The organism is Streptomyces sp. PTL18, assembly GCF_059510295.1.
Genome location: NZ_JCAJZO010000002.1, coordinates 523,830 through 538,656, shown reverse-complemented (window position 1 = coordinate 538,656; position 14,827 = coordinate 523,830). Strand labels below are relative to the sequence as shown.

12 protein-coding genes, 1 tRNA gene and 1 pseudogene are annotated in these 14,827 nt (G+C 70.6%); 3 read left to right on the top strand and 11 right to left on the bottom strand.

The window, feature by feature from the left end; genetic code table 11:
• Positions 1-30: 30 nt before the first annotated feature.
• The 4 genes from AC5WS8_RS06840 to AC5WS8_RS06825 form a co-directional block, all read right to left on the bottom strand.
• Positions 31-103 (bottom strand) — tRNA-His (locus AC5WS8_RS06840).
• Between the two features lie 138 nt (positions 104-241).
• Positions 242-844 carry an oligoribonuclease gene (gene orn / locus AC5WS8_RS06835; RefSeq protein WP_496102367.1) on the bottom strand — a complete coding sequence of 201 codons (603 nt, stop codon included), beginning with the start codon at positions 842-844 and terminating at the stop codon, positions 242-244.
• A gap of 144 nt (positions 845-988) precedes the next feature.
• Complete coding sequence (locus AC5WS8_RS06830) at positions 989-2,221, bottom strand: helix-turn-helix domain-containing protein (RefSeq protein WP_496102366.1); 1,233 nt, start codon at positions 2,219-2,221, stop codon at positions 989-991.
• A 377-nt stretch (positions 2,222-2,598) separates the two neighbouring features.
• Positions 2,599-2,919 carry a hypothetical protein gene (locus AC5WS8_RS06825; RefSeq protein WP_496102365.1) on the bottom strand — a complete coding sequence of 107 codons (321 nt, stop codon included), beginning with the start codon at positions 2,917-2,919 and terminating at the stop codon, positions 2,599-2,601.
• A 325-nt stretch (positions 2,920-3,244) separates the two neighbouring features.
• Between AC5WS8_RS06825 and AC5WS8_RS06820 the strand changes: the two genes are divergently transcribed.
• Together AC5WS8_RS06820 and AC5WS8_RS06815 are read left to right on the top strand one after the other, a co-directional pair.
• Entirely contained in the window at positions 3,245-3,772 is a 528-nt protein-coding gene (locus AC5WS8_RS06820; RefSeq protein WP_496102364.1) for a universal stress protein, read from the top strand.
• 314 nt (positions 3,773-4,086) lie between these two features.
• Complete coding sequence (locus AC5WS8_RS06815; RefSeq protein ID WP_496102363.1) at positions 4,087-4,653, top strand: GPR1/FUN34/YaaH family transporter; 567 nt, start codon at positions 4,087-4,089, stop codon at positions 4,651-4,653.
• A gap of 126 nt (positions 4,654-4,779) precedes the next feature.
• On the opposite strand, the gene glmS is transcribed toward AC5WS8_RS06815, so the two are convergent.
• The 3 genes from glmS to AC5WS8_RS06800 all read right to left on the bottom strand — a co-directional run bounded on the left by glmS (position 4,780) and on the right by AC5WS8_RS06800 (position 8,013).
• Entirely contained in the window at positions 4,780-6,597 is a 1,818-nt protein-coding gene (glmS, locus tag AC5WS8_RS06810) for a glutamine--fructose-6-phosphate transaminase (isomerizing) (protein ID WP_496102362.1), read from the bottom strand.
• Positions 6,598-6,663: 66 nt separating this feature from the next.
• A complete protein-coding gene (locus tag AC5WS8_RS06805) occupies positions 6,664-6,921 on the bottom strand; it encodes a hypothetical protein (RefSeq protein ID WP_496102423.1) in 258 nt (85 codons plus the stop codon).
• Positions 6,922-7,134: 213 nt separating this feature from the next.
• Entirely contained in the window at positions 7,135-8,013 is an 879-nt protein-coding gene (locus tag AC5WS8_RS06800) for a DUF4429 domain-containing protein (protein WP_496102361.1), read from the bottom strand.
• Positions 8,014-8,108: 95 nt separating this feature from the next.
• On the opposite strand from AC5WS8_RS06800, the pseudogene AC5WS8_RS06795 reads away from it, so the two are divergent.
• A pseudogene (locus AC5WS8_RS06795) lies at positions 8,109-9,698 on the top strand (beta-N-acetylhexosaminidase).
• A gap of 56 nt (positions 9,699-9,754) precedes the next feature.
• Here the strand turns inward: AC5WS8_RS06795 and AC5WS8_RS06790 are convergent.
• Genes AC5WS8_RS06790 through desA form a run of 4 tightly spaced genes read right to left on the bottom strand, consistent with a single transcriptional unit; the run spans position 9,755 to position 14,787 of the window.
• Positions 9,755-11,527, bottom strand: coding sequence for an IucA/IucC family protein (locus AC5WS8_RS06790; RefSeq protein ID WP_496102360.1), 1,773 nt, complete (start codon positions 11,525-11,527; stop codon positions 9,755-9,757).
• Positions 11,524-12,066: a GNAT family N-acetyltransferase gene (locus tag AC5WS8_RS06785; RefSeq protein WP_496102359.1), complete on the bottom strand. Its 543-nt coding sequence runs from the start codon at positions 12,064-12,066 to the stop codon at positions 11,524-11,526. The genes AC5WS8_RS06790 and AC5WS8_RS06785 overlap by 4 nt, the downstream gene beginning before the upstream one ends.
• Positions 12,063-13,361: a lysine N(6)-hydroxylase/L-ornithine N(5)-oxygenase family protein gene (locus AC5WS8_RS06780; RefSeq protein ID WP_496102358.1), complete on the bottom strand. Its 1,299-nt coding sequence runs from the start codon at positions 13,359-13,361 to the stop codon at positions 12,063-12,065. Before AC5WS8_RS06780 ends, AC5WS8_RS06785 begins: the two co-directional genes overlap by 4 nt.
• Positions 13,345-14,787, bottom strand: a complete 1,443-nt coding sequence (gene desA, locus AC5WS8_RS06775) for a lysine decarboxylase DesA (protein ID WP_496102357.1) — start codon at positions 14,785-14,787, stop codon at positions 13,345-13,347. Before desA ends, AC5WS8_RS06780 begins: the two co-directional genes overlap by 17 nt.
• Between the last annotated feature and the right edge of the window lie 40 nt (positions 14,788-14,827).

Sequence of the window (14,827 nt, the reverse complement as noted above, 5' to 3'; positions counted from 1 at the left end):
GTTTCCGCAGGTCAAGGGCCTGTCTCGTAGGGTGAGTGACGGGACTCGAACCCGCGACATCCTGGACCACAACCAGGTGCTCTACCAGCTGAGCTACACCCACCACGACCGGTGTTTCATCAGTGGTTTCCCCCACCGGCCGAGAAAAAGTGTACAGGGTCCGAAGGGGTGCTCGCGCCAGCGTTTCCCCCGGCGCCGGGCGTGGCGCCCCCGTTCGGCCCCGTCGATCGGAAGACGGGTCCTACCGCGCGGGCAGCACGTGCTTGGCCGCGATCGCGCGGGCCGTGTCGGAGTCCGGGCCCGGCTGCGGTACGAAGATCGCCTCCCGGTAGTAGCGCAACTCGGCGATCGACTCGCGGATGTCGGCCAGCGCCCGGTGGTTGCCGTTCTTCTCGGGACTGTTGAAGTACGCTCGCGGGTACCAGCGCCGGGCCAGCTCCTTGACCGAGCTGACGTCCACGATCCGGTAGTGCAGATAGTCCTCCAGCGTCGGCATGTCGCGGGCCAGGAAGCCGCGGTCCGTGCCGACGGAGTTGCCGCACAGGGGAGCCTTGCCCGGTTCCTTGACCCACTCCCGTACATAGGCCAGGACCTGCTCCTCGGCGTCGGCGAGCGTCGTGCCGCCCGCCAGCTCCTCGAGCAGTCCCGAGGCGGTGTGCATCTGACGCACCACCTCCGGCATCGTCTCCAGTGCCGCGTCCGGCGGCCGGATCACGATGTCCACCCCCTCGCCGAGTACGTTCAGCTCGGAGTCGGTGACCAGAGCGGCCACCTCGATGAGCGCGTCGTCGGACAGCGAGAGGCCGGTCATCTCGCAGTCGATCCACACCATGCGATCGTTCATGTGTCCCACCTTATGGCCCGGGCGTGGCATGCGGACCGCCCGTGCGCATGACCTGTGCACGGGTGGGTACGGCGAGGGGCGGGACCCGGGGTCGTACGACCTCCTGATCCCGCCCGCCCGAGCCGTGCGCCGGTGGTGTCGGTGCTACGGCGCGCTGCGCTGCCCGGGCACGCTCTGGCGGCCCGCCGCGTACAGCTCGGGCACGTGCTTGCCCAGGTGGTCCGGGGGCAGGGGCGCCGGGTGACCGATGCCGTTCGACGCCGTCCGCCGGGTCTGCATCGGGAGCTGGGCGGACTCCTGCGCGGCCGGCGACGCGGGCGGGCCGCCGGAGACATCCACGTCCGCCTGCCGGTCGCCCTGCGGGCGGCGCGCCCGGTACGCGGCCCGGTAGGCAGCCGGCGACGAGCCGAGCTGGCGCCGGAAGTGGCCGCGCAGCGCGACGGGCGAGCGGAAGCCGCAGCGCCCGGCGACCTCGTCGACCGAGTAGTCGGAGGTCTCCAGCAGCCGCTGCGCCTGCAGCACCCGCTGGGTGATCAGCCACTGCAGCGGCGCGCTGCCGGTGAGCGAGCGGAAGCGCCGGTCGAACGTCCGCCGGCTCATGTACGCGCGCGCCGCCAGCGTCTCCACGTCGAACTGCTCGTGGAGGTGTTCCAGCGCCCAGGCGACGACCTCCGCGAGCGGGTCGGCGCCGATCTCCTCGGGTAAAGACCGGTCGAGGTAGCGCTCCTGGCCTCCGCTGCGGCGCGGCGGGACCACCAGGCGCCGGGCGAGCGCGCCCGCCGCCTCGTTGCCGTGGTCGGAGCGCACGATGTGGAGGCACAGGTCGATGCCGGCCGCCGTGCCGGCCGACGTCAGCACGTCCCCGTCGTCCACGAACAGCTCCCGTGGATCGACGTGCACCGACGGATAGCGCTTGGCCAGCGTCGGTGCGTACATCCAGTGTGTGGTGGCCGGCCGTCCGTCCAGCAGCCCGGCGGCGGCCAGCACGAAGGCGCCGGTGCACAGCCCCACGATGCGGGCGCCCTCCTCGTGCGCCCGGCGCAGCGCGTCGAGCGCCTCCTCCGGTGGCGGAGAGGTGATCGACCGCCAGGCCGGCACCACGACGGTGCCCGCCCGCGAGATCGCCTCAAGGCCGTACGGCGCGGTGAGTTCCAGGCCCCCTGTGGTCCGCAGCGGGCCTTCCTCGCCGGCCGCCACCAGCAGGCGGTAGCGCGGCACTCCGGCGTCCTGGCGGTCAATCCCGAACACCGAAAGCGGAATGGAACTCTCAAAGATGGGGCCGCCGCTGAACAGCAGCACCGCGACGATCTCCTTGCGGCGTCGCCCCGACAGCTTCCGGGCCGCGGCCTCCGGCGCGGCAGTGGCGTCGTGGCTCATCCTGCTAAGCCCCCCTCGGTGGTCGCGGCTCCTCGGTTGTGTCGCTCCTGCACGTTTCCCCTCGGTCCTGCACGAGTCCCCCGCCGTAGACAGTCATGATCGAATCTACTGTGTCGCGCGGCGCCGGCGTGACCAGTTCACGATCCGGCACATTGTCGACATGGCAACTTGGCGTGAAGCATTCGATCACGAAGGGTTGCACTCGTGGAGCGTGCAGGGAAGTGCGCCTCGTCCCGGTGGCCAATCCACGTAGGGTGCGGGAACCGTCCGGGACCCTTTCGGCGCAGGTCGAAAGGGGGGTGGGGGGTCGTTCGACGGTGTGATGCACGGGGCTGAGAAGTTGGCTGAAAAGATTCGGAGGCGTGCGCGGAAACCGGTCAGTCGACCGGAGTGTTTCCCCCACTGTGACGTCCGCCCCTGTGCGCCCCCGCCCCGGTCCTGCTGTGGCGTCCGCGATGCGGGACGATCTCCTCGGCCCGCAGCCGCGCCGCGCCCCGCTCGGCCTGCCGGAGCAGGGCTCTGCATGCCGCGGTGACGGCGGCGAGACCGAGGGCGGTGCTGATGGCGGCGGCGAGCGGGACGCCGTAGCCGACGAGAACGGCGGGGACGAGGACACAGCAGAAGGCGGCCCAGCGGATCACCTCGCTCGCGGCGTGTGGCGCGGGACGCTCCTGGGGGACGGTGCGGGGTGCGGGCACGGCGTGCTCCCTGGGGCGGGGGGTTCGCCGGGTTCAACGCGAGCCCGACCCGTCGGTCACTGCCGTACCCGTGGGCGACCGCCGCGCAGGGGGGGACGGCCCCCGGGGAAACCCGGTGCAAACCGCCTGTACGGTCCAGCAACCATTGCGTTACGGGCGTTCCCTCGTGCATGCTCCCTGGAACCCCGTGCCGCCTGCGCGGGTTCTGGGCTTAAGGAGGCGTGTCGCCGTACCCTTGGGGGTATGGGGACGGGAAGACGATTCCCGGACGCAGCTCCGCCGCATACCGTCGTCCCCGACAAAGGATCACATCGCCGAGACAGCCATGGCCGGTCACGAATTCTTCGAACCCGCGGACCGCAAGCGGCCGGTCGCCGATCCCACGGCGTCCGATCCCCTGGCGGCGCAAGAGCCACACCCTTCGTGCGATCCCGCGTTCAAGCACGGCGTCGTCGTCGGTTTCGACGGCTCCACCTCCAGCGAGCGCGCCCTCGCCTACGCGATCGGCATGGCGTACCGCTCCGGGTCGGGTCTGATCATCGTCCATGTCGCCAACCGGCTGCCCACCACGGTGTGGGCGGGCTGCGAGCCGCCGGTCTTCGTGGATGTGCCGGACCACCGCACGGAGGTTCTGGGTCTGGAGCTGGCCTGTGCGGACCACCTCGCCGACGTGCCCTGGATCCTGGTCGAGCGCGGCGGTGACATCTGCCACGAACTCGAAGAGGTGGGCCGGGAGTACGAGGCGGACGCCATCGTCGTCGGCTCCACGCACGGCATCGTCGGCCGCATCTTCGGCTCGGTCGCCGGCCGCCTCGCCAAGCGCGCCCGGCGCCCGGTGATCGTCATTCCCTGAGTCGTCGCTCCGCGTGTGCTCACCGGCTCGGGTGCCGGGGCGCCCCGGTGGGGCCGGGCGCGGCCTACGGGGCGCACGTGGTTGCCCGCGCCCCGCAACGGGCGCGATATGCGGCCATCGCGCGCCCTCGGCTCGCACCTCCGATGTTGTGATTCCGCAACTCCCCGTTGGCCCAGGTGAGATGTGCCATGGGTACCGGCGGCCCACTTTCCGCGTTCCCTGAATTCCTTTGCGCGCGGAGGTGTTTGTGCCCTTGTGAAGGGCATATATCGGTCACCGCACACCGTACACGCAGGACAAGAAGGGAGCCCGCCGTGGACAACGACGTCTCTGCGGGAGGCACCACCACCATCGTCGGCCGACTGGCGCTCGGCGTCACGCTGCTGGCCTTCGGGCTCGGAACCACCAAGGTGATCGACGGCGTGACGACGGCCGACGCCGTGTCACTGGCCCACTACGTCGGCGGCGTTGCCCTGTTCCTCGCCGGCCTGCTCGCTCTCCGCGACCGTGACACCGGCACGGGGACCGCCTTCTCGGCGCTCGGCGCCCTGTGGTTCACCTGGGCCGTCACCGCCGGGAACCAGATGTCCGACCACGCCGCCGGACTCTTCCTCCTGCTGTTCGCCCTGGTCGCCCTGAGCCTGACGCTCGGTGCGTCCGGCGGCCTCCTCGACCAGGGCACCTACGGGCTGTTCTTCGTCTCGCTGCTGCTGCTCGCCATCGGCCGCCTCGCCGGCAACGACGCGCTCGGCAAGGCCGGCGGCTGGTTCGCCGTGGTGGCGGGAGCGGCGGCCTGGTACGCGGCGACCGCGGCCCTCGCCCACTGGCCCACCACCCTTCCGCGACGCGCTGCCGGCCGGGGGGTGACGGCCGCCGGCTGAGGCAGCGACCGGGCCGGGGTTTGGGCGTCCCCGGCCCTCCGAAAGAGCAACCCCCTGTGGTGGTGGCACACAGGGGGTTGCTGACGCCCGGGCTCGCGAGACCGCGGCGCGGTGGGCCGGCTCGGGCTACTCCACCGTCACCGACTTCGCCAGGTTCCGCGGCTTGTCGATGTCCCGGCCCAGCGCCAGCGCCGTGTGGTAGGCGAGCAGTTGCAGCGGGATCCCCATCAGGATCGGGTCCAGCTCGTCCTCGTTCTTGGGCACCACGATCGTGTGGTCCGCCTTCTCCTGCTCCTGGTGCGCGACCGCGAGGATCTTGCCGCTGCGGGCCTTGATCTCCTCCATGGCCGCGCGGTTCTTCTCCAGCAGGTCGTCGTCCGGCACGATCGCGACCGTCGGCAGGGCCGGCTCGATCAGCGCCAACGGGCCGTGCTTGAGCTCGGAGGCCGGGTAGGCCTCGGCGTGGATGTAGGAGACCTCCTTCAGCTTCAGCGAGGCCTCACGGGCCACCGGGTAGCCGCGCACGCGCCCGATGAACAGCATCGAGCGGGCGTCCGCGAACTGCTCCGCCAGCTTCTTGATCTCCTCCTCCTGCTCCAGGATCTCGGAGATCTGCTCCGGCAGCTTGCGCAGACCCTCGATGATCCGCCTGCCGTCACGGACGGACAGGTCGCGGGTGCGGCCCAGGTGCAGCGCCAGCAGCGCGAACGCCACCGTCGTGTTGGTGAAGCACTTGGTGGACACCACGCACACCTCGGGTCCCGCGTGCACGTACATGCCGCCGTCCGCCTCGCGCGCGATCGCCGAGCCGACCACGTTGACGACGCCCAGCACCCGCGCGCCCTTGCGCTTGAGCTCCTGCACGGCCGCCAGCACGTCGTAGGTCTCACCGGACTGCGACACCGCCACGTACAGCGTGTCGGGGTCCACGACGGCGTTGCGGTAGCGGAACTCCGACGCCGGCTCGGCGTCGGCCGGGATACGGGCCAGCTCCTCGATCATCTGGGCGCCGATCATGCCCGCGTGGTAGGAGGTGCCGCAGCCGAGGATCTTCACACGGCGGATCTGCCGCGCCTCGCGGGCGTCCAGGTTCAGGCCGCCCAGGTGCACGGTGGAGAACCGGTCGTCGACGCGGCCGCGCAGCACCCGGTCCACGGCGTCGGCCTGCTCGTGGATCTCCTTGTGCATGTAGGTGTCGTGGCCGCCCATGTCGTACGACTCGGCCTCCCACTCCACGGTGGTCGGCTCGGCCGTCGTGCGGGTGCCCTCGGTGGTGTACGTGCGGAAGTCGTCGGCCTTCAGCGTCGCCATCTCGCCGTCGTCCAGCGTCACTATCTGGCGGGTGTGGGCGACGAGGGCGGCGACGTCGGAGGCGACGAACATCTCCTTCTCGCCGATGCCGAGGACGACCGGCGAGCCGTTGCGCGCCACCACGATCCGGTCCGGGAAGTCGGCGTGCATCACGGCGATGCCGTACGTGCCCTCCACCAGCCGCAGCGCCTGGCGGACCTTCTCCTCCAGCTTCTCGGCCTGGGAGCGGGCGATGAGGTGGGTGAGGACCTCGGTGTCGGTCTCGGAGAGGAACTCGACGCCGTCCGCCTCGAGCTTCTTCCTCAGCTCGGCGGCGTTGTCGATGATGCCGTTGTGGACGACGGCGACCGTGCTGTCGGCCGACAGGTGCGGGTGTGCGTTGACGTCGGAGGGGGCGCCGTGGGTGGCCCAGCGGGTATGGGCGATGCCGGTGGTGCCCTTGAAGCGTGCGGGGACCTTGGCCTCCAGGTCGCGGACCCGGCCCTTGGCCTTGACCATCCTCAGACCCGCCGACTTCGGGGAGCTGATGACGATGCCCGCCGAGTCGTAGCCGCGGTACTCCAGCCGCTGCAGACCCTCCAGCAGGAGCGGGGCCACATCGCGCTTACCGATGTATCCGACGATTCCGCACATGTGTTTCCTTACGTCCCTTTTTGACCCCGTATGAATGGAGCAGCGGTCCGGTGGCCGAGCCCTGGCTCAGCCGTAGACGATGCGCCGCAGTTGCCGGAGCGTGAGCTCGGGCGGTGCCACCGCGCGGTACTTCAGGTCCGCCTCGATCCGTTCGAAGATCGACGCGTTCACCAGTCCCTGGGCCTGCAGTTCGCGGTGGCGGCGACGGACGAACTCCTCGGCCGTCTCGTCGAAGTAGGCGAGCACGTCCTGGACCACACGCAGCGCCTCGCCCCGTCGCAGGGGCGTGGTTCGCGCCAGGTGATCAACTAGTTCGTCGTGCACCCGGTAGATCCTGAGGTACAAGCGCCGTAATCGCAAGAATCGTGCCCGATTTCGGGCAGATGCCGGGTGAAGTTCTTATGGAGCCCTCTCGACGGCTGCCCATCCTGTGTCCTGCGTCACGTCGACGGCCCGAGCCGCAACGGCGCGGCGCCCTCCGGCAGGCTCCCGCGCCCGGAAGGCGGGACGCAGTGGGACGCAGGCGGCCCTCCCGGACTACATGCGCCCGAGGATCGCCTGCTTGGCCCTGGTGAACTCCTCCTCCGTCAGCACGCCCGTCCGGTGCAGCTCTCCCAGCTCGCGCAACCGGCGCAGCAGGGCGTCGTGCTCGTTCTCGCCGGTGCCCCGGGCCGGTGCGGACCCCTCCGTCACCGGCTCTGCGCCGTCCGCGGGCGCCGCCGGGTGCGGAAGCCGCGCCTGGACCGCCGCCGCGACGAGCGCCATCAGCGCGTCCTTCCTGAAGCCCCACAGCTCCACCGAGTTGGGGTCGTACTTCGCCGGCGCCTTGGTCCCGGCCCCGCGCACGGTGAAGCGGAGGTAGCCGTTCTCCAGGCCGGCCGCCGGCTGCCACTCCACGGCGGTCACGTCGGCCACGGAGAGCGTGCGGGTGCCCGCGGCCTGCTTCGCGCCGTCCGTCTTCCAGTTCCACTCCAGGCGTATCTGCTCGCCGTCGAAGCTCGCCGTGCCGTCCCCGGCCGACACGGACAACGGGACGGAGGGGCCGGGCAGCAGATAGCGGTCGACCGGTTCGGCGGGGACCTGCTCCAGCGTCAGCGCGTTCCGCACCTCGTCCACCACGTACTCGGCGACGCCGCAGCGGTCGGACTCGACCGTCAGCTGGTAGGGGTGGTCGGAGTCCTTCAGCCTGCCGCCGGTCGCCTGCCACAGGGGGCAGGCGCCGTCGCGCAGCCGCAGCCTGAGCCGTCCGGCCTTCCTCCCCTGCTCGAAGGAGATCCCCGCCAACGCCTCCAGCGGAACGATCAGTTCGCCCAGCGTGCGACGGAACAGCCCGACGCCCTTGTCGTGCCCCGGAGTCAGCCGCAGGGCGTCACCGTCGAAACTCCACGTGCCGCCCTTCTGGATGATTTCCGCCATGCCGGGGATTGTTCCATCCCGTTCGCGAGAGAGTGGTCTATACCCATCGGGCCCGGAGTGGACCGGCCCGTGGCACCTCGTGGAAGGGAGCGCATGTGAAACGGCACCACGGAACGCCCCGTCTGCTCGGCACCCTGCTGCTCGTCGCCGCGGCGGGCCTGTCCGCCGTCGCCGCGGCACCCGGCCGGGCCGCCCGTACCGCCACCCCCCTCGACCGGGTGGTCCCGGCGCCCGCCTCGGTCCACCCGGGCGGATCCCCGTACGAGATCACCGCCGCGACCCGCATCCGCGTGGACGACTCCGGCGCGGTCCGCCGCATCGGCGGCTACCTCGCCGACGTGCTGCGGCCCTCGACCGGTTACCCGCTGCCGGTCACCACGCAGGGCAGCGGCGGCATCCGGCTCCGACTCCAGGACGGTCCGTACGGCGCCGAGGGCTACCGCCTCGACAGCGGCCCCCGAGGCGTCACCCTCACCGCCCGCGAGCCCGCCGGTCTCTTCCACGGCGTGCAGACGCTGCGCCAGCTCCTGCCCGCGGCCGTGGAGAAGAAGACCGTGCAGCACGGACCGTGGCCGGTCGCGGGCGGCACCCTCACGGACTCCCCGCGCTACGCCTACCGCGGTGCGATGCTCGACGTCGCCCGGCACTTCTTCACCGTCGCCCAGGTCGAGCGCTTCGTCGACGCCCTGGCCCTCTACAAGATCAACGAACTGCACCTGCACCTGAGCGACGACCAGGGCTGGCGCATCGCCGTCGACTCCTGGCCGCGCCTGGCGGCCTACGGCGGCTCCACCGAGGTCGGCGGCGGCAAGGGCGGCTCCTACACCAAGGCCGACTACCGGGAGATCGTCCGCTACGCCGCGTCGCGCTACGTCGAGGTCGTCCCCGAGATCGACATGCCCGGCCACACCAACGCCGCCCTCGCCTCCTACGCCGACCTCGACTGCGACGGCGTCGCACCCCCGCTGTACACCGGCACCGACGTCGGCTTCAGCTCGCTGTGCGTGCCGAAGCAGGTGACGTACGACTTCGTGGACGACGTCATCCGTGAACTCGCCGCGCTCACACCGGGCCGCTACCTCCACATCGGCGGCGACGAGGCGCACTCCACCGGCCACGACGACTACGTGAAGTTCATGGACCGTGTGCAGCCGGTCGTCGAGCGCCACGGCAAGACGGTGATCGGCTGGCACCAGCTGACCGGCGCCCACCCGGTCAAGGGCGCGCTCGCACAGTACTGGGGGCTCGACGGCACCAGCGCCGCAGACAAGGCCCGGGTCGCCGAGGCCGCGCGCAACGGCACCCGGCTGATCCTCTCGCCGGCCGACCGGGTCTACCTGGACATGAAGTACACCGCGGACACACCGCTCGGGCAGGACTGGGCCGGGCTGGTCGAGGTGCGCCGCTCCTACGACTGGGACCCGGGCGCCTACCTCCCCGGCGCACCCGCCTCCGCGATCGCCTGAGTGGAGGCACCGCTGTGGACCGAGACGATCGTCACCGACCACGACATCGACTGCATGACCTTTCCGAGGTTGCCGGGCGCCGCCGAACTGGGCTGGTCACCGGCCGCCACGCACGACTGGACCACGTACCGGGTGCGGCTCGCGGCCCAGGCGCCGCGCTGGGACGCACTCGGCATCGCCTACTACCGCTCGCCGCAGGTGCCCTGGCCCGCACGGTAGCGGGCCGAAGCGTGACGGGCACCCCGGAGGACCGTGCACCGGGGTGCCCGCCCGGGTCAGAACCCCGCGAGGGGATTCCCGAGCGTGCCGACGAGCTGGAGCGCGCCGGACGGGTCGGCCAGGTCCACCATCTGCGTGTTGTCGCGCAGTTGGAGCCGGTTGAGGCAGGACAGGGCGAACTCGGGCGCGAACACGTCGTACCGCTCGAACTTCCCGGCCAGTTCGGGCACCGACTCCTGGTACGCGCGGGTGACCTCCGCGACCGTCCGCCAGAAGTCGTCCTCCTCCAGCAGTCCCTCGGTGGCGAGGTTCGCGGCGAGGAAGCGGAAGAAGCAGTCGAAGACGTCCGTGAAGATCGACAGCAGCTTCTTGTCCTCCGGGACCTCGACACGCAGCCGCTCGACCGCCGGCGGCAGCACCGCGTCGGGGTCCATGACCGCGATCTCCTCGGCGATGTCCTTGTAGACGGCGCGCTTCACGACCCCGTCCTCCAGGACGAGGATCACGTTCTCGCCGTGCGGCATGAAGACCAGGTCGTAGGCGTAGAAGCTGTGGAGGAGGGGGGTGTAGTACGCCCGCAGGTACTGCCGCAGCCACTCGGCCGGGGCGAGCGCGGACCGTTCGATCAGCGCGCCGGCGAAGGAGACGCCCTCGTGGTCGACATGCAGGAGCGAGGCCATGGTGGCCAGGGACTCGCCCTCCCGGAGGGACGGCACCGGACTCTCCCGCCACAGGGCCGCGAGCATCTTCCGGTACGGGGAGTACCGGTCGGTGGCGGCCTCGTACTCCAGGTGCCGGTAGCCGACGGCCGCCCGCTCCCGGATGATCGACAGGCCGGTCGACTTCAGCACGGGGTCCTCGTCGATCAGCCGGGCGAGCCAGTCGTTGATCGCCGGGGTCGCCTCCATGTAGGCGGCCGACAGCCCCCGCACGAAGCCCATGTTGAGCACGGACAGGGCCGTCTTGACGTAGTGCTTCTCCGGGTGGGAGGTGTTGAAGAAGGTCCGTATGGACTGCTGCGCCAGGTACTCGTCGTCGCCCTCGCCGAGGCACACCAGGTTGCGGCGGGCGACCTCGGCGGCGAAGGTGACGGTGAGCTTGTTCCACCACTGCCAGGGGTGGACGGGCATGAGGAGGTAGTCGGCCGGGTCCAGCCCCTGGTCCGAGAGCGTGCCGCGGAAACGCTTCAGCGTCGCGTCCCCCAGCTCCTCCCGCAGAAACGACTCGTACGCGATCCCCGCGCCCGCCGTGAACGCCGCCCGGGAGCGGTGCGCCGCCAGCCACACCAGCCGGACCGGGCTCGCGGTCTCGGGCGCGTACGCCAGGTACTCGTGGATGCCGAAGCCGAGCCGCCCGTTGTTGGCGACGAAGCAGGGGTGGCCCTCGGTCATCCCGGTCTCGATCGCCTGGAAGCCGGAGCGGGCCAGCTCCGCGGACGTGACCCGCGGCTTGGCGAGCCTGTAGCAGATGCCGGAGAGGGTGGAGGAGATCTCCTCCAGGTAGACGGGCAGGACGGCGTCGCTCAGACCCAGTGACCGCCTCAGCTCGATGAAGAAGTCCAGCGGGTCGAGGGGCGGTTCGGTGCCGTCGCGGTGACGGGTGATCGAGTCCGCGTCGACCTGCCAGTGGTCGAGGGCGCGCAGGGTGGCCGTGAAGCGGTAGCGGGTGAGCCCGTCGTCGCTGCGGACGACGAACCGGCCGTCCTCCTCCCGCTCGGGGGTGATCAGCCGCTCATGGGCGAACTCGGCGAGTGCCTTGCGGATCAGGAGGCGGCCCGCCTTCCCCCAGCGCTCGGGGGACAGATGGGCCACGGCGTCGGCGAGGGTCATGCCGTCACCGCCTTCTCGAACCGCTCGCGGGTGCAGAAACTCAACAGGGCCTTCTTCTCGGGCTTCTCGATCTCGCGTTCGGGCACGAATCCGGCCGCCGCGTTCAGGGCGTGCACGGCCGTGTTGCGCACATCGGGCTCGACGACGACCCGGCGTGTGGCGGGGTCCTCGAACAGGTGCCGCATCACGGCCGTGACGACGGCCCGGGTGAACCCGTGCACGGGCGTGTCGGTCGGCGCCACCAGGAAGTGCATGCCGACGTCGCCCGGCTCCGCCTCGTACAGGCCGGCCAGCTCCCGGTGGGCCGGGTCGTACTTCTCCATCAGGAAGGCGGGCTCGCCGTCGTGCAGCCCGAGGAGCGCGTGGTGGTGCCCGTCCGCTTCGATCTCCGCGTAGGCGCGCTCGACGTCCCCGACCGTGGCGTCCTGCATCATCCAGAAGGCGGCCTTGGGGTGCGTGACCCAGGCGTGCAGCAGCTCCGCGTCCTTGCCGGGGTCGAGGGGGCGGAAGGCGAAGGTGCCGATGTCGAGGGTCCTCATGCGGCGAACTCCTGGAAGGCGATCGTCTTCTCGACCGGGTAGTACTCGGTGCCGAGCAGCTCCCGGATGATGTACGCGTTGCGGTAGGCGCCCATGCCCAGGTCGGGGGAGGTGACCGAGTGCGTGTGGACGCCGGCGTTCTGCAGGAACACGCCCCGGCCGGTGACGTCGATCGCGTAGTTGCGGGCCACGTCGAAGTTGCCGTGCCCGTCGTAGCGCAGACGGTGGCGGACGGGCCTCAGGAACTCCGGTTCGACGTACTTGTATCCGGTGGCGAGGATCAGCGCCTGCGAGCGCAGCTCGTAGTCCTTCTCCTGCTCCTCCTGGCGGAAGGTGAGGGTGTAGGTGCCGTCCTCGTAGTCGGCCTTCGTCAGCGAGGAGTTGGTGAGCAGGCGGGTCGGGACCGGGCCGCCGAGGTTCTTCCGGTACAGCAGGTCGAAGATCTCGTCGATCAGCTCGCTGTCGATGCCCTTGAACAGGCCCTTGTGTTGTTCGGCGAGGCGGTAGCGGGTCCGCTCGGGCAGCGCGTGGAAGTAGTCGATGTACTCCGGGGAGGTCATCTCCAGCGTGAGCTTGGTGTACTCGAGGGGGAAGAAGCGCGGGGAGCGGGTCACCCAGTTCAGCCGGTAGCCGTGGACGTCGATCTCCCCGAGCAGGTCGCGGTAGATCTCGGCCGCGGACTGGCCGCTGCCGACCAGTGTGATCGACTCCTTGGCCTGGAGCCGGTGCTTGTGGTCCAGATAGCGGGAGTTGTGGATGACGTCACCGCCGAGACCGCGGCAGGGCTCCGGGATGTGCGGAGGTGTTCCGGTGCCGAGGACCAGACGGCGGGCTCGGTAGGTGCCGCCGTCATGCGTCCGGACGACGTAGATCCCGCCCTCGTCCCGGTACGCCACCTCCGTGACCGTCGTGCTGAAGCGGATGCTGCTCAGCCGGGAGGCGGCCCAGCGGCAGTAGTCGTCGTACTCGACGCGCAGCGGGAAGAAGTTCTCGCGGATGTAGAACGAGTACAGCCTGCCCTGCTCCTTCAGGTAGTTGAGGAAGGAGTACGGGGAGGTGGGGTCGGCCAGGGTGACCAGGTCCGACAGGAACGGGGTCTGGAGGTGGGCGCCCTCCAGGAACATCCCCGAGTGCCACTCGAAGGTGGGCTTGGACTCCAGGAAGACGCCGTCGAGGCCGTCGATCGGCTCGGTGAGGCAGGCGAGGCCGAGGTTGAAGGGGCCGAGCCCGATCCCGACGAAGTCGTAGGTCTTCGAGGTGGCTTCAGGACGGGTGGCCTCAGGACGCGCGGTCAAGGAACTCTCCCAGGTACTGCTCGGCGTGGCCGGCGATCAGGTCGAGGACGGTGGCGATGTCGTCCACCGTGGTCTCGGGGTTGAGCAGGGTGAACTTCAGGTAGTGGCGGTCGGCGACCTTGGTGCCCGCGACCACCGCGTCGCCGGATGCGAACAGGGCCTTGCGGGCGTGCAGGTTGGCGCGGTCGATGTCGGCGGGGTCGGTGACGGCGGAGGGGATGCAGCGGAAGACGAGGGTGGACAGCCGCGGCTCGACGACGACGTCGAAGCGCGGGTCGGCGGCGAGCAGCTTCCAGCCCTCGGCCGCCAGGTCGCAGACCTCGTCGAAGAGCCGGCCGATGCCGTCGGCGCCCATCACGCGCAGCGTCATCCACAGTTTGAGGGCGTCGAAGCGGCGGGTGGTCTGCAGGGACTTGTCGACCTGGTTGGGGATGCTCTCGTGGACCGCGCGGCGCGGGTTGAGGTAGTCGGCGTGGTAGGTGGCATGGCCCAGGGTGGAGCCGTCACGGACCAGGACGGCGGAGGAACTCACCGGCTGGAAGAAGGACTTGTGGTAGTCCACGGTGACCGAGTCGGCGCGCTCGATGCCGTCGAGGAGACCGCGGCGGCGGGTCGAGACCAGCAGTCCGCAGCCGTACGCCGCGTCCACGTGCATCCAGGTGCCGTACTGGGCACACAGCTCGGCGATCTCGGGCAGCGGGTCGATGGATCCGAAGTCGGTGGTGCCGGCCGTGGCGACGACGGCCATCGGGACCAGACCGTCCCGGGTGCAGCGTTCCAGCTCGCGGGCGAGGGCGACGGTCCGCATGCGCTTGTCGGGGCCGACGGGCACGGCGACGACGGACTCGCGGCCGAGGCCGAGGAGTTTCGCGGACTTCCGGACGCTGAAGTGGCTCACTTCGGAGGCGAAGATCCTCAGCTTCGTGGGGGAGTCGCTCTTGGCCTCTTCCCGGGCCAGCAGCAGGGCCTGGAGGTTGGACTGGGTGCCGCCGGAGGTGAACACGCCGTCGGCGGCCGGGCCGAGGCCGATCCGCCCGGCGGTCCAGTCGATGAGCCTGCGCTCGATCAGGGTGCCGCCCGCCGACTGGTCCCAGGTGTCGAGGGAGGAGTTGACGGCCGACAGCACGGCCTCGCCGAGCACGGCCGGGATGACGACCGGGCAGTTGAGGTGGGCGAGGTAGCGGGGGTGGTGGAAGTACACCGCGTCGCGCAGGTAGAGCTCCTCCAACTCGTCCAGGGCCGCGGTGGTGTCGTGCAGCGGGCGGTCCAGGTCGATCCCGGCGATGCGAGGGGCGAGGGTGTCGACCGTGACGCCGGTGAACGGACGGTCGGTGGTGGCGAGTCGGTCGGCCACCCGCTCTACTCCTTCGGTCACGGAGCGGCGGTAGTGCTCCGCGGTGAGGTCATTGAGCAGGTGCGAGCGCATGTGGGTCCTCCGGTGGGGAGTCCGTGGGGGAGTCCGTGCG

Excerpts from the sequence above, each read along its gene's own strand:
- AC5WS8_RS06830 (WP_496102366.1), bottom strand. The coding sequence starts at position 2,221 with ATGAGCCACGACGCCACTGCCGCGCCGGAGGCCGCGGCCCGGAAGCTG.
- AC5WS8_RS06800 (WP_496102361.1), bottom strand. The coding sequence starts at position 8,013 with ATGGCGGAAATCATCCAGAAGGGCGGCACGTGGAGTTTCGACGGTGAC.
- AC5WS8_RS06820 (WP_496102364.1), top strand. The coding sequence starts at position 3,245 with ATGGCCGGTCACGAATTCTTCGAACCCGCGGACCGCAAGCGGCCGGTC.
- desA (WP_496102357.1), bottom strand. The coding sequence starts at position 14,787 with ATGCGCTCGCACCTGCTCAATGACCTCACCGCGGAGCACTACCGCCGC.
- glmS (WP_496102362.1), bottom strand. The coding sequence starts at position 6,597 with ATGTGCGGAATCGTCGGATACATCGGTAAGCGCGATGTGGCCCCGCTC.
- orn (WP_496102367.1), bottom strand. The coding sequence starts at position 844 with ATGAACGATCGCATGGTGTGGATCGACTGCGAGATGACCGGCCTCTCG.
- AC5WS8_RS06790 (WP_496102360.1), bottom strand. The coding sequence starts at position 11,527 with ATGACCCTCGCCGACGCCGTGGCCCATCTGTCCCCCGAGCGCTGGGGG.
- AC5WS8_RS06785 (WP_496102359.1), bottom strand. The coding sequence starts at position 12,066 with ATGAGGACCCTCGACATCGGCACCTTCGCCTTCCGCCCCCTCGACCCC.